At 72.0% G+C, this 21,424-nt stretch carries 19 protein-coding genes; 10 read left to right on the top strand and 9 right to left on the bottom strand.

What is annotated here, in order from left to right; all coding sequences use genetic code 11:
- Nucleotides 1-148: 148 nt before the first annotated feature.
- A complete protein-coding gene (locus NBZ83_RS08455; protein WP_261566119.1) occupies nt 149-1,006 on the bottom strand; it encodes an SDR family oxidoreductase in 858 nt (285 codons plus the stop codon).
- Between the two features lie 89 nt (nt 1,007-1,095).
- On the opposite strand from NBZ83_RS08455, the gene NBZ83_RS08450 reads away from it, so the two are divergent.
- Nucleotides 1,096-1,524, top strand: coding sequence for a winged helix-turn-helix transcriptional regulator (locus NBZ83_RS08450; RefSeq protein ID WP_261574686.1), 429 nt, complete (start codon nt 1,096-1,098; stop codon nt 1,522-1,524).
- On the opposite strand, the gene NBZ83_RS08445 is transcribed toward NBZ83_RS08450, so the two are convergent.
- On the bottom strand, nt 1,481-1,981 hold the full coding sequence (locus NBZ83_RS08445; protein WP_261566117.1) for a group III truncated hemoglobin: 501 nt from the start codon (nt 1,979-1,981) through the stop codon (nt 1,481-1,483). The genes NBZ83_RS08450 and NBZ83_RS08445 overlap by 44 nt on opposite strands.
- Before the next feature lie 289 nt (nt 1,982-2,270).
- Between NBZ83_RS08445 and NBZ83_RS08440 the strand changes: the two genes are divergently transcribed.
- The gene (locus tag NBZ83_RS08440; RefSeq protein WP_261566116.1) at nt 2,271-2,717 is read left to right on the top strand and encodes a response regulator; all 447 of its coding nucleotides are present in this window, start codon (nt 2,271-2,273) and stop codon (nt 2,715-2,717) included.
- A 290-nt stretch (nt 2,718-3,007) separates the two neighbouring features.
- On the opposite strand, the gene NBZ83_RS08435 is transcribed toward NBZ83_RS08440, so the two are convergent.
- Both NBZ83_RS08435 and NBZ83_RS08430 read right to left on the bottom strand, forming a co-directional pair.
- Nucleotides 3,008-3,211: a cold-shock protein gene (locus tag NBZ83_RS08435; protein ID WP_009741546.1), complete on the bottom strand. Its 204-nt coding sequence runs from the start codon at nt 3,209-3,211 to the stop codon at nt 3,008-3,010.
- A 201-nt stretch (nt 3,212-3,412) separates the two neighbouring features.
- On the bottom strand, nt 3,413-3,937 hold the full coding sequence (locus NBZ83_RS08430) for a LysR family transcriptional regulator substrate-binding protein (RefSeq protein ID WP_368861817.1): 525 nt from the start codon (nt 3,935-3,937) through the stop codon (nt 3,413-3,415).
- Between the two features lie 55 nt (nt 3,938-3,992).
- Here NBZ83_RS08430 and NBZ83_RS08425 point away from each other — a divergent pair, with 55 nt between their 5' ends.
- The 4 genes from NBZ83_RS08425 to NBZ83_RS08410 all read left to right on the top strand — a co-directional run bounded on the left by NBZ83_RS08425 (nt 3,993) and on the right by NBZ83_RS08410 (nt 8,084).
- Complete coding sequence (locus NBZ83_RS08425) at nt 3,993-4,868, top strand: glutamine amidotransferase-related protein (protein WP_261566115.1); 876 nt, start codon at nt 3,993-3,995, stop codon at nt 4,866-4,868.
- Between the two features lie 37 nt (nt 4,869-4,905).
- On the top strand, nt 4,906-5,604 hold the full coding sequence (locus NBZ83_RS08420) for an SRPBCC family protein (protein WP_261566114.1): 699 nt from the start codon (nt 4,906-4,908) through the stop codon (nt 5,602-5,604).
- 261 nt (nt 5,605-5,865) lie between these two features.
- Nucleotides 5,866-6,894 carry an adenosine deaminase gene (add, locus tag NBZ83_RS08415; protein WP_261566113.1) on the top strand — a complete coding sequence of 343 codons (1,029 nt, stop codon included), beginning with the start codon at nt 5,866-5,868 and terminating at the stop codon, nt 6,892-6,894.
- Nucleotides 6,895-6,926: 32 nt separating this feature from the next.
- A complete protein-coding gene (locus NBZ83_RS08410) occupies nt 6,927-8,084 on the top strand; it encodes a glycerate kinase (protein WP_261566112.1) in 1,158 nt (385 codons plus the stop codon).
- Between the two features lie 73 nt (nt 8,085-8,157).
- Here the strand turns inward: NBZ83_RS08410 and NBZ83_RS08405 are convergent, their stop codons facing one another.
- Nucleotides 8,158-8,958: a peptidoglycan recognition protein family protein gene (locus NBZ83_RS08405; RefSeq protein WP_261566111.1), complete on the bottom strand. Its 801-nt coding sequence runs from the start codon at nt 8,956-8,958 to the stop codon at nt 8,158-8,160.
- Nucleotides 8,959-9,351: 393 nt separating this feature from the next.
- On the opposite strand from NBZ83_RS08405, the gene NBZ83_RS08400 reads away from it, so the two are divergent.
- Both NBZ83_RS08400 and NBZ83_RS08395 read left to right on the top strand, forming a co-directional pair.
- Nucleotides 9,352-10,437 carry a GNAT family N-acetyltransferase gene (locus NBZ83_RS08400; RefSeq protein ID WP_261566110.1) on the top strand — a complete coding sequence of 362 codons (1,086 nt, stop codon included), beginning with the start codon at nt 9,352-9,354 and terminating at the stop codon, nt 10,435-10,437.
- A 315-nt stretch (nt 10,438-10,752) separates the two neighbouring features.
- Entirely contained in the window at nt 10,753-11,367 is a 615-nt protein-coding gene (locus NBZ83_RS08395) for a hypothetical protein (RefSeq protein WP_261566109.1), read from the top strand.
- 138 nt (nt 11,368-11,505) lie between these two features.
- Here NBZ83_RS08395 and ahcY read toward each other — a convergent pair whose 3' ends face one another.
- The 3 genes from ahcY to NBZ83_RS08380 all read right to left on the bottom strand — a co-directional run bounded on the left by ahcY (nt 11,506) and on the right by NBZ83_RS08380 (nt 16,373).
- A complete protein-coding gene (gene ahcY, locus NBZ83_RS08390) occupies nt 11,506-12,942 on the bottom strand; it encodes an adenosylhomocysteinase (RefSeq protein ID WP_261566108.1) in 1,437 nt (478 codons plus the stop codon).
- 240 nt (nt 12,943-13,182) lie between these two features.
- Nucleotides 13,183-15,780, bottom strand: coding sequence for an efflux RND transporter permease subunit (locus tag NBZ83_RS08385; protein WP_261574684.1), 2,598 nt, complete (start codon nt 15,778-15,780; stop codon nt 13,183-13,185).
- A gap of 188 nt (nt 15,781-15,968) precedes the next feature.
- Nucleotides 15,969-16,373, bottom strand: a complete 405-nt coding sequence (locus NBZ83_RS08380; protein WP_261566106.1) for a DUF1918 domain-containing protein — start codon at nt 16,371-16,373, stop codon at nt 15,969-15,971.
- A gap of 685 nt (nt 16,374-17,058) precedes the next feature.
- Between NBZ83_RS08380 and NBZ83_RS08375 the strand changes: the two genes are divergently transcribed.
- Nucleotides 17,059-18,207, top strand: coding sequence for a phosphatase PAP2 family protein (locus NBZ83_RS08375; RefSeq protein ID WP_261566105.1), 1,149 nt, complete (start codon nt 17,059-17,061; stop codon nt 18,205-18,207).
- Between the two features lie 4 nt (nt 18,208-18,211).
- Here NBZ83_RS08375 and NBZ83_RS08370 read toward each other — a convergent pair whose 3' ends face one another.
- Complete coding sequence (locus NBZ83_RS08370) at nt 18,212-19,432, bottom strand: acetyl-CoA C-acetyltransferase (RefSeq protein ID WP_261566104.1); 1,221 nt, start codon at nt 19,430-19,432, stop codon at nt 18,212-18,214.
- Between the two features lie 178 nt (nt 19,433-19,610).
- Between NBZ83_RS08370 and NBZ83_RS08365 the strand changes: the two genes are divergently transcribed.
- Nucleotides 19,611-21,422, top strand: coding sequence for a C2 family cysteine protease (locus tag NBZ83_RS08365; protein WP_261574683.1), 1,812 nt, complete (start codon nt 19,611-19,613; stop codon nt 21,420-21,422).
- Nucleotides 21,423-21,424: the final 2 nt, after the last annotated feature.

Here is a 21,424-nt window from a genome sequence, read left to right as displayed (position 1 = left end):
TGGGCCCCAGCCGCTCCCCGCCGGTCCCCGCCGGTCCCCGCCGGTCCCCGTGCCGGGCTCCCTGCTTATCCAGAGGGTTCCGCGCCCGATTTATCCCTCTGGATCAGCAGTCGGGCATCCCGACAGCGCCGGTCGGGGTGAGGCGGAGTCAGACCTTGGCGGCGCGCACGGCGTCGGCGAGGCTGGAGGCCGGCCGGCCGATCAGCCGCTGCAGGTCGTCCGAGTCGACGTCGAGCGCACCGCCACGGATCGACCCGTCGATGCCGGCGAACAGGCCCGCCGTCGTCTCGTCGAGCCCGGCCTGGCCCAGCGCGGCGGCGAGCTCCGCAACCGCGACGTCGCGGTAGGTGACGGTGGTGCCGGTGACCTCGGTGATCGTCGCGGCCAGCTCGGCGAGGGTGAACGGCGTGCCGGCGAACTCGTAGATCGCGTTGTCGTGTCCCGAGGTCGTCAGGACCTTCGCGATGCCCGCGGCGAAGTCGGCCCGGGAGGCCCCCCTGATCCGGCCGTCGCCCGCCGCACCGAGGACGAACCCCTGGCTGAGGTACTGACCCAGCTGGGCGGTGTAGTTCTCGTAGTACCAGTTGATGCGCAGCACCGTGAACGGCACCCCCGCGGCCGCGAGCACCTCCTCGGTGGCCTTGTGCTCAGCGGCGAGGGACAGGTCGGTCACGTCGGCCCGCGGTGCGCTGGTGTAGACGATCCGCCCGACGCCGGCCGCCTTCGCCGCCTCGATCACGGCGGTGTGCTGGGCGACGCGCTGGCCGAGCTCGCTGCCCGAGACGAGCAGCAGGGTGTCGACCCCCGCCAGGGCGGCGGGCAGGCTCGCCGGGTCCGAGTAGTCGCCCGCCCGGACCTGCACCCCGCGCTCGGCGAGATCGGCGGCGCGGGCGGGCGTCCGCGCCACTGCGACGATCGTCGACGGCTCGACGCCGGACTGGAGGAGCTCCTCGACGACGAGCCGGCCGAGGTGTCCCGTGGAGCCGGTGACGGCGATGGTGGCCATGGATGTTCTCCCTGTCGGTTACGGTTTCCTTTGGTAAGTACTAACCATAAGATAGCGGCAGTCCCAGGCGGGATCGTAGGCTTGCGACCATGTCCTGCGAGCGTGATATGGCGATGGGCGAGCCGTGTCCTGGGGAGGTCGGTCCCAGCGATGAGCTCGTCAGCGATGTCTTCGCCCGGGGCTGCAGCTCGCGGGCGGCGCTCGAGGACGTGGGGTCCAAGTGGGGAATGCTCGCCATGCTCGCGTTGGGTGAGGGTAGCTACCGGTTCAATGCGCTGCGTCGCCGTGTCGAGGGTGTCAGCGAGAAGATGCTCTCCCGGACGCTGCAGCTCCTGGAGCGCGACGGCCTCGTGCTCCGCGAGGTGGTCAGCACGATCCCGGCGCGGGTCGAGTACTCGCTGACCCCGCTGGGCGGCCTGGTCGCGGCGCAGCTGCGTGTCCTCGCCGACCTGTTCGAGGGGTCGGCGGTCGAGATCAGTCGGGCTCGGACGGCCTACGACGCCGGCCGGAGGCCGTGACGGCGCCGGAACTGGCGGGGGTGGCCTCCGCGGTCGCGGTCGGGACATCGGCGAGACGGCGGCTCATCGAGTCGGCGATCCGGTGCGCCTGAAGCTTGGCGCGATCCGCATGCGGACCGCTGTGCAGGTCGTCGACGGTCGCGATCCACAGTTCCAGCCAGCGGGCGAACAGCTCGGGCGTGAGCCGGACGCGGGCATGCAGCTCGGCGTGCACCCCGAAGGCGTTGCGCCGGTAGGTCCCGGCCCGAAAGATCACTGCCTGCCAGAAGTCGCAGATCACCGGCAGGTGCGCGGGAAGGTCGAGCTGTGCGACGTCGACGAAGATGGGGCCGAGCCGCGGATCGGTGAAGGCCCGCCGGTAGAACTCCGTGACGAGCGCCACGATGTCCGCCCGCTCACTGATGTCCGCCCGCTCGCCGATGTCCGGCCGCCCGACGGCATTCGGCTGTGCCCGCATACCCGAGACTACGTCCCTTCGGATGGAGCAGGCGCCACCCCGTGTCGACCGTCCAGAACCCAATACCCCGATCGGGGCATTCGAATATGACTATCACCACACCTGCGTCCGCGGTGCGCGGGCGGTGCCGGTGCCACTACGGATGTGGGGGGCGACAGGTCCAGGCAGTTGGCGTACCGTCAGAAAGGCTTCAATGCGGGGTCCGTGTGCGGACTTCCGGCCGGCGGTGTTCCCACTTTCTCACCCGGCCGACCGCGCTTCGCGTCGGCCACAAATCCTGAGGTGCCAGATGACGTCGGGTCTGCCCGTCGACTCGTTCGACGTACTGCTGGTGGAGGATGATCCGGGGGACGTCCTCATGACCCGCGAGGCGTTCGCCGATGATCGGATCAGCGGCCAGCTGCACGTCGTGAACGATGGCATCGAGGCCATGGCCTTCCTGCGGCGCGAAGAGCCGTTCACCGACGCTCCCGCCGCCGACCTGATCCTGCTGGACCTCAACCTCCCACGCCGCAACGGCATCGAGGTGCTGGCGGAGATCAAGGATGACGAGGAACTGCGCCGCATCCCCGTCGTGGTGCTCACGACGTCGGACGCGGCCGAGGACATTCTGCGCAGCTACAACCTGTACGCCAACGCCTACGTGACGAAGGCGGTCGATTTCGATCGGTTCGTCGACGACGTGCGTTTCATCGACGACTTCTTCATTACGGTCGTCCGCCTGCCCCGCCGCTGAGCGCGGGTTCCCGGCGCCACACCAGGGCGAGGGCGAACGGGCGGCCGCGAAAGCGGCCCCGCTTCGGCTTGATGGCCAGCCAGGAATCGCCGCGTCCGCCTCGACCAGTCGGTCGCGGGCGCCTCGTTCTGCGGCCAGAGCCAGCATCGCCGGCGTCGGTCGAGTAGCACGAGGTCAAGGAGGACACCGGCGCAGTACGATCGCGCGCCGCCGGGCCCTCAACGCGGTTTCGGCGCGTGGCTCCGATGAGGAGCCACGCGCCGAACGCAAAGCTTGGGGGTGGTGCGACCTTAGGCGGGAGTCACGTTGTCCGCCTGCGGCCCCTTCTGGCCCTGCACGATCTCGAACTGGACGCTCTGGCCCTCATCCAGGGACTTGTAGCCGTCCGCCACGATCGAGGAGTAGTGGACGAACACGTCCGGGCCGCCACCGTCGACGGAGATGAATCCGAAGCCCTTCTCCGCGTTGAACCACTTGACGGTACCCTGCGCCACGATACTTTCTCCTTGCCGCGCTCCCGGTAGGCGTCCTTCGCGTACCGGCCTCGCACCAGACCCCGACCGATCCGTGGTCTGGTCGTGCCGTTCTCTAGCGTTAGGTCACGCACCGAGAAACAAGCAACACCTCCAGCCTACCCCCCGGTCGGCCCGGCGCGCAGTACCAGCGGCGGACTCGGGTTGGTTCGGGCCCAGCCGTCACCCGCCGAGCGCCCGGGTCAGCGCCAGCGCCGCAGGTCCCGGCCGGCCGGTCCGGAGCAACTCGGTTCGCAACTCCGGGGCGGGCCCGACGAGCGGGACGCCGCCCGGATCCGCCCGGAAAGCACCTGAGCCGTCGCGGTCGCCGTCATGCCGATCGTGGTGGCGGTCGCCGCCGCCGGCCGGTGCGAGCAGGGGGCCAGGTGCGAGCAGGGAACGAGGAAGCAACCCGAGGCCGTGACCGGCGGCGATCAGCGCCAGCAGGCCCGCGACGTCTGCGCCGTCGTAGCGCAGCTGCGACCGGAATCGCAGCTCACCCGTCACGACCCGAAGATCGGCCACCGAGTTCGCGATCTCCGGCGCGTCGATCCACCGGGCATCGACGAGGTCGGCCAGCCGCAGCCCGGTGCGCCGGGCGAGCGGATGCCCACGGGGGAGGATCACGGCGACCGGATTCGCGGCGATTCCGACCGCTCGAATGGGCCCCACCTCGGGTAGTCGCAAGGGGTCACCGGAGGCGGCCAGGACGTCGGCGAGGACCTGGGCGAGGCGGTCGGCGGCCAGCGCGTGGGTGGCGACCGTGAGCCGCTCGCTCGGCGTGCCGTCCGCACCCGCCGCGCCGTTCGCTGCTGTCGCACGGGTGGCGCTCGTCGGCGACCGCAGCGCCGAGATCGTCGCCCACGGCCGTATCCCCGACCTGCTGGATGCGTTGCGCCGGCGGGACGGACTGCCGGTGGACGCCTACTGGATCCCGACCAGCGAGGTGGCGGCCGCGGGGGCATTCGACGGCTTCGACGGCATCTGGCTGGTGCCGGGCAGCCCGTACGCCAGCGAGGCCGGCGCGCTCGCGGCGGTGCGCGCGGCACGGGAGCGGGGCATCCCCTTCCTCGGGACCTGCGGTGGTCTGCAGCACGTCGTGTTGGAGTTCGCCCGCTCGGTGTGCGGCTTCGCGCACGCCGCGCACGCCGAGGTCGACCCCGACGCGCCCCACCCGCTGATCGTGCCGATCGCGTGTGCCCTGAACGGTCACGAGGGTGCCGTCCGGATCACCCGCGACTCCCTCGCCGAACGGGTCATCGGCGCGGACCGCACAGTCGAGCGTTACTACTGCTCCACTACTGCTCCTACGGGATCAATCCGGACCACGTCGGCCTGCTGCTCGTCCACGGCCTGCGGTTCAGCGGGGTGGACGAGTCCGGCGACGTCCGCATCCTCGAACTGCCCGGCCACCCCTTCTTTCTGGCGACGCTGTTCCAGCCGGAGCTCGGCTCGGACGCCAGCCACCCGCACCCGGTCATCCGGGGCTTTACCGAGGCCGCCGTGGCGATGGCCGCGGCCCGCCGCGCGGCGGCGCGGGCCACGCCGCGACCGCTGGGCTGAGCTGGCCCCCGCGCCGCGATGCTCCGTCCCCGATGTCCTGCCCGGCCGTGTGTTAGTGGCTGCGGGCTGGGGATGAGCGTTGCATCCGACACCGACGTCAGCCGGGAGGCAACATGGCGAGCACGGTACAGGAATCGATCGAAGTCCACGTTCCGATTCGCACCGCTTACAACCAGTGGACCCAGTTTGAGTCCTTCCCGAACTTCATGGACGGTGTCGAGTCCATCGCGCAGCTCGACAACACCCACACCCACTGGAAAATCAAGGTTGGTGGGCAGGAGCGCGAGTTCGACGCCACAATCACCGAGCAGCTGCCTGACGAGCGGGTGGCGTGGAAGAGCACCGAAGGCACCACCCACGCCGGCGTGGTGACCTTCCACCGGCTTGCGGACGACGAGACCCGGGTGACGGTCCAGATGGACTGGAAGCCCGAGGGACTCGCCGAGAAGGCGGGTGCCGCCGTCGGTCTGGACGACCGGCGGGTCAAGGCCGACCTCAAGCGGTTCAAGTCGTTCATCGAGCACCGCGAGACCGAGACCGGCTCCTGGCGCGGCGAGGTGCCCCGGCCCGACGCCACCGGGCCCGACGCCACCGGGCCTGCCGGCAGCGCGGGCGGCTACCGCGAGGGCCGGGCGCCGGACGACGCCTCCGGCGGCGCTCCGGGCGCCTCGGGCTTCCCCGGCTCGGGTGGTTCCTCGGGCGCTCCCGGCAGCGGCGGCGCGCCGTACACCCCCGGATCGGGTGGTGCGGCCGGTGGCCGGGGCTCGGGCGCCCAGGACCGGACTCCGGGAAGCCCCGCCGGCGGTTGGTGACCACCGCGCAGCGGTGAACAACGAGCAGTGCGGCCGGTCCTCTTGCTGGACCGGCCGCACTGCTCGTTTGCTTCCAGGCCGCCTGGCATCGTTCCCCGCACCCCCGCCCGCTGGGAGGTGACGGGTAGGTAACAACCTTTCGCCCGCCGGACATGGTTCCGCGGGGCCGGCATAAGTTTCGATCCACCGCCCCCGACGGCGTGTGATAGTCCGAACGTCGGGGCGGCGCATCCGGCCGTGCCGCGAGGAGGAAGGACGTCGATGCGGGACCTCCGTTCCCTGCCCAAGGGGCATCTGCACCTGCACTTCGAGCTGGGGATGCGGCCGGCGACGCTCGCCGATCTCGCCGCCTCCGCGGGCATCCCGACCCCTCGTACCAGCGGATTCACCGAATTCGCCGGCTTCAGCGACGTGATCGGCGGGATCCTGCCGGTCTTCCGTCGGCCGGCGGACTTCGAGCGGCTGATCGACGAGATGGTCAGCGACGCGGCGGACGAGGGCATCGTCTACCTCGAGCCCAGCTTCTGGCCGTACGCCCACCTGGGCGTGTTCGGCAGCGCCGAGGCCGCCTGGGAGACCGTGCTGGCCCGATCGGAGCAGGCAGGCGCCCGGTACGGGGTGACGGTTCGCTGGATGGCCGCGGTGGACCGCGTCTACGACTCCCCCGAGCAGGCGGTGGAGGTGGCCCGCATGGCCCTTGCCCACGTCGACCGGGGAGTCGTCGGCCTCGGGCTGCACAACGACGAGAACGGCTGGCCGCCGGAGCCGTTCGCGGCGGCGTTCCGGCTCGCTCGAGAGGGCGGCCTGCTGTCCACCCCGCACGCCGGCGAGCTCGACGGCCCGGAGTCGGTGCGTGGCGCCATCGAGGCCTTGGGCGCCGACCGCCTGCAGCACGGCATCCGGGCGATCGAGGACCCGGCACTCGTCGACGAGCTGCTCGACCGTGCCACCTGCCTGGACGTCTGTCCCACCTCCAACCTGTTGCTGTCGGTGGTGCCGTCGATGGCCGCGCACCCGCTGCCGGCGCTGCTGCGCGCCGGGGTGCGCTGCTCCATCAACGCGGATGATCCACTGTTGTTCGGCCCCACCTGTCTGGAGGAGTACGAGCTGTGCCGGCGTGAGCTCGGCCTGTCCGACGAAGACCTGGCGGCCTGCGCGCGTAGCTCGGTGCTCGCCGGCGCGGCCCCGGAGCCGGTGCGGACGGCGGCCCTGGCCGGCATCGACGCCTGGCTCGCGACGCCGGCCCCGCTGACTGCCCCGGCCCCGCTGACCGCTCCGGCCGCGGGCTGAGCCGGGCGCACGCGGACGCCCTGGTACGCCCGGTGTCTGGAAGCGGCCCGGCGGCGGATGACCGGCCGCGGCGGGTGGTCATCGCGCCCGACTCGTTCAAGGGCTCGGCGACCGCGACGGAGGTCGCCGCGGCACTCGGAGACGGCTGGCGCTCGCGGCGACCCCACGACGAGATCGTGACGCTGCCGATCGCCGACGGCGGCGAGGGCACCCTGGACGTCTTCGCCGCCGCCGTGCCCGAATCGGTCCGCCATCCGGTGCGCGCGACCGGCCCGGACGGGCGCCGTCACGACGCCGAATGGCTGGCGCTGCCGGGGGGCGTCGCCGTGGTCGAACTCGCGCGGGCGAGCGGCCTGCCGTTGATGCTGGCCCCGGACGCCCTGCGGGCTCAGACCATCGGCCTCGGTGAGGTCCTGGGGGCCGCCCTGGCCGGCGGTGCGACGCGGATCCTGGTCGCCCTGGGCGGTTCGGCCTCGACCGACGGCGGCACCGGTGCCCTCGTCGCCCTGGGAGCCCGTTTCCTCGATGCACGTGGGGGGCAGCTGCCACCGGGCGGTGGTGCCCTGACGGGGCTCGCCCGGGTGGACCTGTCGGGGCTGCAGCCGCCGCCCCCCGGGGGGGTGCGCTGCCTCGTTGACGTCGACGCCCCCCTGCTGGGCCCCGCGGGCGCCGCTGCCGTGTTCGGTCCGCAGAAGGGTGCGGGTCCCGCCGACGTCGACCGGCTGGCGGCCGGGCTGCGCCGGCTGGCCGAGCTGCTCGGCGGTGATCCGACGGCCCCGGGCGCGGGCGCGGCGGGCGGTACCGCCTACGGCCTTTCCGCGGCCTGGGGCGCCGACCTGGCGCCGGGCGTCCAGACGATCACCGAGGCGGCCGGGCTTCCCGCCGCGCTCGCCGGGGCCGGCTGGGCGGTGACCGGCGAGGGCCGCTTCGACCGGACATCCCTGGCGGGCAAGGTGGTCGGCGGGGTGTTGGCCCTGGCCCGGGCGGCGGATGTGCCCGTGCTCCTGGCGGCGGGCCAGGTGGATGCCCCCCGGCCGGAGGGTGCGGTCGCCGAGGTCGCCCTGGCTCGGCTGGCGGGGGGTGTGCAGGCCGCGATGGCCGAGCCGCTGCGCTGGCTGCGCGCGGCCGGCGCGGAGCTCGCCGACCTGGCCACGGCGCCCCCGGCCGGCGGTCCCGCCGGGGGCGGCTGAGTTCCGGGGCCGGCTGACGCCGCAGCGGGATGCGCTGGTCCGGCCGTCCGGCCGGGGACGGGACGGGACGGGTTCAGACTGCGCGGTTCATCCCGGTCAGGATGTAGCCGATCTTGCGCCAGGTGTTCGGCCCACAGACGCCGTCGTCGGGGATGCGGCCGAACCACGGTGACGCATAGCGCTGCAGCGAGGCGACCCGTGCGGTGGTGCGCAGCCCGTACCCGCCGTCCGGATCGATGCGGTTGGGATCACCGGTCGGCGCCTCGTGGCCGAAGATGATGTTCAGCGCGTTCTGGAGCGCCACCACGTCCGCGCCATGGTCGCCCTCGCGCAGCGTCGGCCGGCCGGTGTAACGGTCGCGGGGATCGGACGCCGCGCCATGGTCGCTGCCGACGGCGAGCGCCAGGATGTCGGGGCGCCGCGCCGCCCGGCGGTCGCCGGGGCAGCTATGCCCGCCCCATGCCTGCCCGCCCATCCGGTGGGTGCCGAGGCCATATCCGTTCGGCGAGTCGGCGATCTCCCCTTTCCAACCGAACTCCCGCATACCCCAGTTGAACAGCTCGGCCAGCCTGGTGATTTGTACCGGTGTGTAGTCCTCGGTCTCGTACCCCTCGCATTCGCAGGAGATCCAGTACGGATTCCCGGCCGCCTGTGCCCAGGCCCGCCGATCGAACGGAACATACTGCTCGAAGTCGCCGTTTCTGGACAGCCACAGATGGGAGCTGACCTGGCTGGCAGTGTTGTCGAACCAGCCGAACAACGATCCGGTGCCGACCTGGACGTGCGCGATGAGTCCGCGAGTCGGCTGGATCATCAGGCCGGAGGTGTTCCGCACCGGCCGTAGTCGGGCCGGCGGGTAGAGGGTCGGCGTCATCGTCAGCGGTCCTCCGGTGCGCACGCGTCGTCACGACAGGTCCTCGTCTGGAAAATCACGATTCCGGGCCGCTTCCTCTTCGTGCGGTCAATAGTCCGTGCCGACCGGTGATGGCCGGCACTGGCCGGTACAGTCCTGCTTTCTACTCGGCGCACCGAGATGGTCATGATGCCGGGTCCGTGGTTGTCAGTCCGTATCAGGCAGGATGCCCGGACGTGCCGCCCACGGAAACCCGCATCGGTGGACCGGCGGGGCGAGGTCGCCGCGGGCCGGATCGCCCCGTCCGGGGGCCCGGCCCCGGACTCACCCGCCAGCCGTCTGCCGGCCGCGACGCCTAGACTGCCGGCCTATGTCCAGACCTGGCCGTCGCGTCTCCCGACCGGACCAGTGCCGGTGAGCGGGCGTCCGGTCGACACCGACACCGTCACCGTGGTCGCGGGGATGCCGCCGCGGGCCGCGCTCGACCTGCGCTACGAGGTCTTCGTCCGGGAGCAGGGCGTGCCGCCGGACCTGGAGTACGACGGCCGCGACGCCACCGCGGACCATGCCGTCGTCCTGGCCGCCGACGGTCGAGCGGTGGCCACGGCCCGCCTGCTTGACCAGGGGCCCCGTCAGTCGAGCGTGGAGCCGGTGGGGGTCATCGGGCGGGTCGCCGTCGCCGCCGCCTGGCGCGGTCGGGGCCTGGGCCGGCTGGTCACCGCGGCACTGGAAGGTCGGGCGGGGGAGCGTGGCCTGCCGGCCGTGGAGCTGCACGCCCAGACGAGGGTGGCGGACTTTTACGCTCGCCAGGGTTACCGGCCGATCGGCGAGCCCGACGTCGAGGCGGGCATCGAGCACGTGTGGATGCGCCGCGAGCTGCTCCCCGGCCTGCGGCGGGCGCGGGACTCCGACGCCGTCGCCCTACAGGACCTGATCGCGAGCGCATGGACGCAGTACCCGGGCTGCGTCCTCGACGTCGACGCCGAGGAACCGTGGCTGCGGGCCCCCGGAACGGCCCATGCGGCAACCGAGGGGGAGCCCGCTCGGGCCTTGTGGGTGGTCCCGGCCGACCCGATCGGGCCGGCTGTGATGGCAGGGCCGGCTGTGATGGCAGGACCGGCCGGCGGGGTGCTCGGCAGCGTGGCGGTATGGGACCGGCCGGCGAAGGGTTTCCCTGCCGCACCCGAGCGGGCCGAGGCATCCGAGCGGGCCGGCTGGGCCGAGCTGAAGACGCTGTACGTGGCCGCCGCCGCCCGCCGCCAGGGCATAGGAGCGGCCCTGGTACGACGGGCCGAGCGCGAGGCCCGGCGGTGGGACGCGCGACAGATGCGGCTGTGGACTGACACGCGGTTCACCGACGCGCACCGGCTGTACCTGCGGCTGGGCTATACGGCCACCGGCCGTCGGCGCGACCTGTACGACCTCTCGGCGACAACCGAAATCGAGTTCTGGCGCCCGCTGCCCCCGCTGAACGAACTGCCGACTGCGGCCGGCAGCTGAGGTCGACCGGCCGACCGTGGCCGAGGACGCGAACCTTCCTCGCCTTTCCACCGGCCTGCGTGCCCGATTCGTCCCGGTGGAAAGACAAGGAAGGGGTGGTCGGCGGCCGGACGATGCCGGTTTCGAGGGCTCGAGGGCTCAGGGGCTAGAGGGGTCAGGCGAACGAAATCCCAACGTCCCGCCAACTACCGCTATCCTGGCGGGCGATTGCTGTTCTATTTACGGGAATCCCGGACCAAATCGTGGAACGGGTGTTCCGATCCCGCGCAGATGGTTCACGGTCGTTCGCGGCCGGGTTCGAGAAGGAGGCATTCAATGCCGTATGCCGCAGCCTCGCGACGACGGACCGGGCGACCGACGCCCGCCGCCGCGGGGGGCCCGCCCGCTCCCGGCGACGTCCACCGACCGGCCCGGCTCACCGTGCGTCGGCGGGGCCGCTACTCTCGCGGATTCCGGCCGACCCTCGCGGCCGCCGGCGCCACGGTCGCCCTGACCGGACTGCTCGCCGTGGCCGACGCCGGGGTTGCCCGTGCCGGTGGCGTGGTCTGGGCGAGCTGTCCGTCCGGCCAGGTCAGCGAGGTCAGCGTGCCGGCGTCGGACGGTGCGCCGGCGTCCGGCGCGACCTGGCTCGAGGCCGGCTACTACGCCCACATCGCGACGTTCTGGCGGCCGTCGACGGCGCTGCTGTGCCGGACCGAGGCCGGTCGCGGGAGCGACGCGGGCGAGCCCACGTTCCGATTCGAGCATCAGGGCTGCCCGGGTGGTGAGGCGACCTTCGCAGTGCCGCGCCCTGCCGCCGCCGAGGCCGGCAGCGGTGCCGACGGGCCGCCGGTGACCTGGGGGACCTACCTGCCGGATGGCTGGTACGACCTGGCGGACACCAGCGACCCGGCGTGGACGGCGGTCTGCTGGTCGTCCACGCGGCGCTGAGCGGGCGCCCCCGGCGGCGCGCGGGCGCCATGACGACGTAGGGCCGCCCGGCGCCGAGCGGCGCCGGGCGGCCCTACGTCAGGCCGCCGCGGCGACCCTGATCATCTTCGGTGGAGCGGTCCCTGATGAGGGTGGCGACTAGTAGCGGTAGTGGTCGGCCTTGTACGGCCCCTCGACCGGCACGCCGATGTAGTCAGCCTGCTGCTTGGTCAGTTCGGTGAGCTTCACGCCGAGCGCGGCGAGGTGGAGCCGGGCGACCTTCTCGTCGAGGTGCTTGGGCAGCACGTAGACGCCGACCGGGTAGCTCTCGGTCTTGGTGAACAGCTCGATCTGCGCGATCACCTGGTTGGTGAAGCTGTTCGACATCACGAAGCTCGGGTGGCCGGTCGCGCAGCCGAGGTTCATCAGCCGGCCCTCGGCGAGCACGATGATCGAGTGGCCGTCCGGGAACACCCACTCGTCGACCTGCGGCTTGATGTTGATCTTCTCGATGCCGGCGGTCTTCGTCAGGCCGGCCATGTCGATCTCGTTGTCGAAGTGTCCGATGTTCGACACGATCGCCTGATGCTTCATCGCGGCCATGTGAGCGGCGGTGATGATGTTGAAGTTGCCGGTGGTGCTGACGAAGATGTCGGCGATCCCGACGACGTCCTCGAGCACGGTGACCTGGAAGCCGTCCATCGCGGCCTGCAGGGCGCAGATCGGGTCGACCTCGGTGACGATGACCCGGGCGCCCTGGCCGCGCAGCGCGTCCGCGCAGCCCTTGCCGACGTCGCCGTAGCCACAGACCACGGCGACCTTCCCGCCGATGAGCACGTCGGTGGCGCGGTTGAGGCCGTCGATGACCGAGTGCCGGCAGCCGTACTTGTTGTCGAACTTCGACTTCGTCACCGAGTCGTTGACGTTGATCGCCGGGAAGGCGAGCGTGCCGGCCTTGGCCATCTCGTAGAGACGGTGTACGCCGGTGGTGGTCTCCTCGGTGACGCCCTTGATGTTGCGCGCAGTCTCGGTCCAGCGACCGGGCTTCTCGGCGATGGTGCGGCGCAGCGTCTCCAGGACGATCGCGTACTCCTCGCTGTCCGAGGGGTCGGTCGCCGGGACTGCGCCGGCCGTCTCGAACTGCGCGCCCTTGTGGACGAGCAGGGTCGCGTCGCCGCCGTCGTCGAGAATCATGTTCGGGGTGCCGCCGTCCGGCCAGGCCAGCGCCTGGTCGGTGCACCACCAGTACTCCTCGAGGGTCTCGCCCTTCCAGGCGAAGACCGGCACGCCCTGCGGGTCGTCCTTGGTGCCGTTCGGCCCGATGACGATCGCGGCGGCGGCGTGGTCCTGGGTGGAGAAGATGTTGCAGGAGACCCAGCGGACATCGGCGCCGAGCGCCACCAGGGTCTCGATGAGGACCGCGGTCTGGATCGTCATGTGCAGGGAACCCATGATGCGGGCGCCCCGCAGCGGCTGGCTGGCCGCGTACTCCGCCCGGGTGGCCATCAGGCCGGGCATCTCGTGCTCGGCAAGACGGATCTCCTTGCGGCCGAACTCGGCCAACGCGAGATCCGCGACCTTGAAGTCGAAACTCATGCCTTCTCCTTCGACGCTCGGGCGGCTGCCGAGCCTGCGTGGCGGGGGCGGTAGTCCCGGGAACCACCCGCCGGCGGCGGTGGCCGTGATGCGCCGGCCCGGGAACACGTTTCCTGAGCGTGCCACATACGGGCATGGGAACGAAGACCCGGGCCGGCCCCGTGCCACCGTCGCCGGCCGCGTCCGTGCCGGCGCGAGGCGCGACGGGCGGCGGGCAACACCGGCCTTTTGCGCAGCCGCTTATCCGCTTACGCGCCTTTTGTCCGCTCTCGCCGTCCCGGCGGTGCTGGCGGGGCCGCGGCGGTGCACCCAACCCCGCTCGTCGGCCCAGACCAGCAGCGGAGGCAGGACGACCAGCGCGGACAGCAGGGCGACGGCAACGTTCAGGGCGACCAGCAGGCCGAAGTCCCGCAGCAGCGGAAGCGAACTGAACGCCAGCGCGGCGACGCCGATCACGGCGGCCAGTGCGGAGACGAGGAAGGCCCGCCCGGTGCGGGCCGCGGCCGCCTCGACCGCTTCGAGCGGCCCTAGGCCGCGGCGGCGTTCCTCCAGATGGCGTAGCACGAGCAGGGTCGTGAACTCCGTGCACAACGCGATGATCAACGGGCCGCTGACCGCCGTGAGCGGGCTCAGATCGACCCCGATCAGCAGGGCGATGATCGAGCTGAGGCCGACCGCGATCAGCACCGGCACCACCGACAGCACCGCCCGAACCAGGCCCCGGTTGTACAGCACGAGCAGGATGAACACCGCGGCCAGGGCGTAGTACGTCAGCTCGACCCGGTTCTTGGCGAAGTTCTCCAGCAGCCCGGTGCCGACGACGGCCAGCCCCGAGGGGGTGGCGCTGATGCCGGCCGGGGGGCGGACGTGGTCGCGGATGCCGTCGACGACGCTGGCCTGGCGTTCCAGCGACCCGGAGCCGGTCCGGAAGACGAGGTTCAGCGCCTGGTGCTCGCGGTTGACCATGGCGCGCTGGATGTCGGGCGGCGCCACCTGGTAGGCGAGCCGGATGTCCGCGCCGGTCGGCATCACGACGGTGGTGTTCGGCACCTCCATCATGTAGCTGATGGTCGTCACCAGGCTGGAGGCGTCCAGCAGGTCGTCGGGGTGGGCCGCGAGCTGCGCGTTGGCGAACCTGCCGACGAAGGCCGCCGTCTGGTCGTCGAACACGTCGCGCGACTGGACGAAGATGCCGAGCTCGCTGGCCGAACCGGTGCTCGCCCGCAGCGTGTTGATGTTCTTGATCACCTGGCTCTGCTGGTCGACCCACTTCTCGGGGTCGGTCTGGATCGTCAGCCGGTCGTCCGCGAAGATCCCACCGATGAAGATCGCGACAGCGGCCACGACGAGAGGGATCACGGTGATCCGCGGCAGGGCGCCCAGCCGGATGACGGTGCGACCCAGCGGGCCGTGGGTGTAGTCCTTCGGCGGCGTGGGCCGGCGCCGTTCCCGCGTGGTCAGCGACGCGGTGAGCAGCAGCACCGTCGCGATGACGATGACCGGCAGCCCGAGGGCGAGCAGCGTGCCGAAGTCGCGGATCATCGGAACCTGGCTGAACTCCAGGGCCAGGAAGGCGAGCACGGCGGCGACGGTGGCCAGCGCCAGTGCCGGCAACAGCCCCGCCAGCGCCGCCGCCACGGGGTTGCCGGCCCGGTCGAGCTGGGCTTCCTCCTCGACCCGGCTGTGGAGCTGCACGGCGAAGTCGATGCCGACGCCGAGCAGGACGGGCAGGCCGGCGATGGTCACCACGGACAGCGGCACGCCGATGTACCCGGCGAGCCCGAAGGCCCAGATGAGCCCGACTCCGACGACTCCGAGCGGCAGCAGCCGCCAGCGCACCTTGAACGCGACGACCAGCAGCCCGGCCATCAGCGCCAGCGAGATGACGCCGAGGGTGAGGAAACCGCCGCGGAGGTAGTTGTTGATGTCCCGGAGCAGGACGGCGGCGCCGGTGGTCATCGCTGTCGCGTGGTCGAACCGCAGGCCGGACGTGGCCCGCTCGACGATCCGCGCGCCCTCGCCCTCGGCGTCCAGCGAGGCGTTGCCTTCCAGTCGGGTGATCATCTGGGCGGTCGACGCGGTCGGGAAGAACGGCCGCAGCGACTTGCGGATCGCGCCGGTGTTGTCGTGGAGCAGGAAGTCGACCCAGGCCGGGTTGGCGAACGTCCGCTGCGCCTCGGGGATCGCCTGCATCCACTTCAGGGTGGCCAGCGAGTCGCCGAGACGGCGCTGCGCCGAGCCCGGATCCGGGTCGCGGCTCTGGGCGCCCAGGAGCATCTTCGCGGCCGGGCTGTCGAGGACGTTGCCGGTATTGCTGCGGACCAGCTTGTCGGTGAACTCCAGCGCGGTCAGCGGGGTGATCGCCGACTGGATGCGCGGATCGGCGTCGAGTTCGGTCTGCAGAGCCCGGAACTGCTCGATGTTGTGCGGGGTGAACAGGTCGCCGGCGTCGGCGCCGCGCTCGATCGTGAACAGGGTGAGCATCGCCTGACCGCCGAACAACGACTGGTAGTCGACGTTGTCCCGGGCCACCTGTGAATCGCTGTTGAGGTAGTTGTCCTGGCCGGTGGTGAACTCCAGCCGATTCAACCCGTAGCCGAGGACGAGCGTGACGAGCAGGGTCACGACGGCGACGACACCGGAACGCCGGCCGTTGCGTGTGACGAGCGCCCGCCAGCGCCCGCCCGGGCCGTCCGGTGGTTCGGCGGGCCCGTGCGCCCGTGGACCGGTCAGGTTCCGGGAAAAGGGACCGCCGGGATCCCCGTCGGACGAGCTCGTGCGGTCGGTCGGGTCAGGACGGCTCGTCGGATTGTCGGCTGGCATGGTGCTTGGCGGCATCGGGCACGCTCCGGAGTCTTCTTTGGCCTCCGGATCAACGCAAAGTGACCGGTCGGTCCGAGGGCTGCATCCCTCGGTGTATAGCGTAGATCACATTCGAGGGGAGTAGCTCGGACGTTGATCTTTTGGAACTTCCGAATGGAACCGAGGGGGCACATTGCGTAATCGGCGGCGGAGGTCTCGACGCCTCATAGACGCGATGCCTTCAAGGCAACCCTCGTTCGGCCTGTAGGTGGTCGTAGGAACGGGCGGGCTGGGGAGCGGCCCCGTGCCTCCCCCGTGCCTCCCCCGTGAGTTACCCGATGGTGCCAGCGCGCGGCCGCGGCGGCCGCATCGTCGGCGGTCGGCCGGCAGATGGCGGGCCGACCGCCGACGGCGACGGCGACGGTCGGATTCGGACCGGCTGCCGGTGACGTGGAGCTCGACGGGGGGCACGGCTCGGAAAGAACGGTCTCTCGTGCCCGTCCGCCCCATCGAACGACGAATGGCGGACCACCGTCGACACCGCCGATCTCGATCACGACGCCGTGCCGCGGCGGGCTGCCCACGGTGCGGCCATGGATGACGAACCCGTCCCCGACGGGCGCGGACATCATGGCGGTCCATCTCCCTGCCGCTGTGGTGGTCGATGGCGTGCACCTGCACTGTCGGCGAGACACGGCGCCGACGGCCCCGGCTGGCCGGAAGGCCGGAAGGCCGTCGAAGTCGCGGCCGATCCGGACGAGGTGAGCGGCGGGGATCACAGCACCGCCGGGAGCGCGGGGGTCCCTGTCCGGTTGCACCCGTCACGGCTGCCCGGGTCGGCCGGCCTACGCCAGCTGCGGCGACCGGCCGGCCCACGGTACGGCTGGGAGCCGGTGGCGGATGCCCGTGCACCGGCCTGGGTTCCGCTCGGTGGGAGGCGGTCGACGACCCGGGCAGCGGGGAGGGCAGGACAGGACGGCGCGGGCGACCGGATGGTGCCAATTGCCTAGTGCGGCGGATGTCATGAAGTGAGTGGTAGGTCGGACTGAGAGCTACCTGTGGCGGAAATGAAGGCAGTGGGTTCCCTGTTGTTAATCTGCGGGTAAGGCAGCTGGGACAGGTGATCATTCGTCCGTCGTCGGTCCCACGGCCGGGACAGCTAGGCGACCCAGCGTGAGATGTCGAGAAGAGTTTCGGGACTGAGCCCTATCTCACATCTTTTTCTCGGCCTTCCTTACCGATCGGTCGGTAAGAACGATGGATGGGTTAACGGGAAGTGTCGTCATGGGAGGCGGATATGGTTCGAGACTGCTCGTGGTGAGCACGACGGGCCAGACCCTGCTGGGTGCGCCGGTCCGGCCGGCCGCGGTGGCCCGGGGCTCTGGCCGGGGCGATCGACCTGGTCGGGCGGTCGGAGCGCTGCGCAATAGCGCCTTCATCCTGGGTCAGGTAGTTCTGCTGGGCTCGTTGTACTGGCTCTACGGGCTGGGCCGGCACTTCGCCGTCGGCCGGGAGATCGAGGCCCTGCACCACGCGAAGCGCGTCTGGCACCTCGAGCGTCTGTTCGACCTGCCGAGCGAGTCGTCCTTCCAGTCCCTCGCGCTGCACTCCAGCCATCTTCTGGAGTTCGCGAACCGCTTCTACGTCGTGGTGCACTTCCCCGCGGCGATCACCTTTCTGCTCTGGGTGCTGATCTTTCAGCGGCCGGCCTGGCGCCGGGTGCGGACGGTCATCATGGCGTCGACCGGCGTCGCGTTGCTGATTCACATCGCCTACCCGCTGGCGCCCCCCCGATTCCTGCCACGGTTGGTGCCCGGAGTGAAGCTCGTCGACACCGGGGCGGTGTTCGGGCCGTCGCCCTACGGGCCGCACGACACCGTCGCCAACCAGTACGCGGCGATGCCGAGCCTGCACATCGGCTGGTCGATCCTGGAGGCCTGGGGGGTGATCACCATCCTGCGCATGCGGGCCCGGTGGCTCGCCATCCTGCATCCGATCACCACGACCATCGTCGTGGTCATCACGGCTAACCACTACTGGCTCGACGGCATCATCGGCGGCGGCCTGGTCGTGGCCGCGGTCCAGCTCACCCGGCCGGAGGTCCAGGCCCGGCTGCGGCTGTGGGCCATCACGTGCCGGCTGCCGGTCCGGGCGCTGCCCGCCACGGCGATGGCGTGCGGGCCGCCACCCGGCGTCGTTACCGGTGATCATCCAGGGGGTGCCGGCGGCCGGACCGTTACCGGGCTGCCGCGCGCCAGAGAGGACGCCTCGGCCGTCTCCGGCGCGGTCGTTGTCTCCGGCGAAATCGTTGTCCCTGACATGCTGACTGTCCCTGACACGCCGGCAGGGGGTGCTCCCCGTGCGGCTCCACCTCAGCGGGCCGCGGCCGAGACCCCCGGCGATCCCGGTGGCGCACCCGCGGGCGACGCCCGAGACGACGCCGCTGTGAGCTCCGACACCTGACGGGTCAGGACAGCCGCTCCAGGACAAGCGCCATTCCCTGGCCCCCGCCGCTGCACATCGTTTCCAACCCGATGGTCGCGTCGGTGGCGCGCAACCCATTGATCAGGGTGGTCATCATCCTTGCGCCGGTCATGCCGAACGGGTGCCCCAACGCGATCGCGCCACCGTGCACGTTCAGCCGCGCGAGTTCGACGCCGAGCTCGCGGTAGGTCGGGATGACCTGCGCCGCGAAGGCCTCGTTGAGCTCGACGAGGTCCACGTCGTCGATCGTCATCCCAGCCCGGGCGAGCGCCTGCCGGGATGCCTCGACCGGGGCGAGGCCCATGATCTCGGGGGACAGCGCGCTGACCCCGGTGGAGACGATCCGGGCCAGCGGGGTGACGCCCAGCTCACGAGCCCTGGTGTCACTCATCACGACGATCGCCGCCGCACCGTCGTTGAGCGGGCAGGCGTTGCCCGCGGTCACCGTGCCGTCGGGCCGGAAGACCGGTGGGAGCGCGGCGAGGGCCTCGATTGTCGTGCCCGGCCGGGGCCCGTCGTCGGCGTCGACGACCGTGCCGTCGGGGAGCCGGACCGCGGTGAGCTCCCGTTTGTAGAAGCCGGCGGCGATGGCCTGCGCGGCGAGGTTCTGCGACCGGTAGGCGTACTCGTCCTGCTCGGCGCGACCCACCCCGGTGAGCCGCGCGACGTTCTCCGCCGTCTGACCCATCGCCATGTAGACGTCGGGCAGCTCGCCCATGCGGCGGGGATCGATCCACGGCGGGGAGCCCGCGGCGGCCAGCGCTGCGGTCCGCGCCTGGGCGCCGGCGTAGCTGGGGTTCTGGGTGTCGGGCAGGCTGTCGCTGTTGCCCTTGACGAAACTGCTGACGACCTCGACCCCGGCGGCGACGAACACGTCCCCCTCACCGGCGCGGATCGCGTGCATCGCCATCCGGATCGCCTGCAGGGACGACGCGCAGTACCGGGAGACGGTCGTGCCCGGCACGCTGTCGAGGCCGAGACTGACCGCGACGACTCGGCCGATGTTGTGTCCCTGCTCCCCGCCCGGCAGCCCGCAGCCGAGGATCAGGTCGTCGATCTCGGTGGGATCCAGCATCGGAACCTGGTCGAGAGCGGCCAGGATGATCGTCGCGGCGAGATCGTCGGCCCGCAGCCCTCGTAGCGTGCCCTTGAAGGCTCGACCGATCGGCGAGCGGGCGGCGGCGACGACGACGGCGTCGGTCACGGTCGGCCCTCCTGAGGGCTCGGCGCCGCGGTCGGTTGATCGCGGGGCACTGCCAGCTAAATGATCAAACTCTAGCGCGGCGCGGGGTCCTCGGTCGCGGCCACGTGGCCGGCGTGGCCATGCCGGCCGCGCGGGCTACCCTGATCATCGGGGTCGACCGAGCCGGACGGGCGGGTGGATGCGCGAGGGACCAGCTCCGACGGGCGGCGCCGCGGCGCTGGCCGGGCCGGCCGACGACCTGCGCCGCCACGCCGCCGCGCTGCGCCGGCTCGCCATGCGGGTGGCTGCGGTGCTGACCGGAGTCCGGAGCGTGGACGCGGGAAGCTCGCCCCTGCGCGCCCGCCTGGCCGACCGCATGCACGTCTGGCAGGCGGCGCTCGACGCGGATGCCGAGGCGCTGGGCGCCCGTGCCGCACTGCTCGACCGGCTCGCGGCCGGGTGGCCGTCGCCCGCCCGAGCCCCGTGGCCCGTGGCCGCCTGTGCTGGATCGTCTTCGTCGCGTGTGCCGCCCGGGTCGCTTGAGCCGGCCGGGTCGCCGGTTGCGGGACTCGGCGGTACGGCGGTTCGCTTCGATCCGGTCCTGCTGGGCGTCCTCGCCGCGCGCCTGCGCGCGGCCGCGGCTCGAGCGGCGGCGCTCGGCCGCGAGGTGGCCAGCGCCGTCGGCGAGGCCGACCGGGCCATGACGCGGATGGGCGTGTCCGCCGAGATGTGCGGGGCGGCCCGCCGCGGACTGCGGCTCGTAGCCGTCGAGGCCCCGGATGCCGCCGCCGACCTCGAGCTGCGGATGTCCCGGCTCGCCGCGGCGCCGATCGCCCTGCGCCGCGCCGGCCCGAGCGATCCGTCCGAACGGATCGGTCGGACGCCCGGCGCTCGACCCGCGGCAACGGCGAGCCTGGCGGTGGCGGCGGGACTGCTGGCCCTGTTCGATTCCGATTCCGAGTCCGGATCGGATTCCGCGCCGGACGTCCCCGACGTCGAACGGCTGCGCGCGATCCGGGCGCGGCTGGCGGCTCTACCGGCTCCGGCCCGCGCGGGGGTGATCGGGCTGTTGCGGGACGGCCCGTTGACCGTCCTCGCCGCGATGGCCGCGCGGCTGGCCGGTACGGCGAGGCCGGGGGCGGTACTCGCCGCGGTCGAACTCGCGGGCCTCGCCGACGATCTGCTCGCCGGGGCGCCGACGGACCTGCTCGACGAGCTGGTACGCGCGTTGCCATGGCTCGAACCCGCCGCCCCGCTGGCCGCCGGCGGCCAGCGGTCGGGGCCGGTGCTCGGCGTCGACCGTTCCGGGGACGCCATCGTGCGCGACGGCGTCGACCCAGCCGACGTGGGGCAGGGTGCCGTTGCCGACTGCTACCTCGCCGCGGCGCTGATCGGCCTCGCGCGGCAGGATCCCGCCCTGCTCGCCGAACGGCTCCGGCGCAACCCCAACGGCACCGTCACGATCACCTTCTCCCCGGGCTCGGGCGCGACCGCCGACGTAACGGTTACCGCGACGCTGCCCGCACGCCGGGTCACCGCATCCGTGCCCCTCGACGGTGGGGGCGGGCGTGGCGAGGCCGTCCAGGAGATCGCGATGGACGGCGACAACGCCGCAGGCCAGCCCGAGCTCTGGCCGGCGCTCTACGAGAAGGCGTACGCCCGCCTGCACGGCGGATACCCCGCGATCGCCTTCGGTAGCGCCGCGGCCGCTCTGCGGACCCTCACCGGGCTGCCGGTGAGCCGGCGAGCCGCCCGCGCGACGAGCGTCGTGGACCTCACGGCGCTGCTCGGCCGGGGCGAGGTCGTCGTGCTCACCACCCGGACTCGGACCCGGCCCGGCGGCCTCGTCGCCGCCCACGCCTACCCGGTGCTGGCGGTGGATGCCGCCCGGGGGCGGGTGCTGCTGCGCAATCCCTGGGATCCAGCGCCGGACGAGGACAACGTGCGGTGGTATGCCTGGTCACAGGTCGTCACGGACGTGCATGCGGTGGTGCACGGTTCCACCCGGTAACA

Source organism: Frankia gtarii, assembly GCF_025403375.1.
In the GTDB taxonomy this organism is placed as follows: domain Bacteria; phylum Actinomycetota; class Actinomycetes; order Frankiales; family Frankiaceae; genus Frankia; species Frankia gtarii.
Note: the sequence above shows the minus strand (reverse complement) of the source record. Positions and strands in the feature narration are given on the sequence as shown.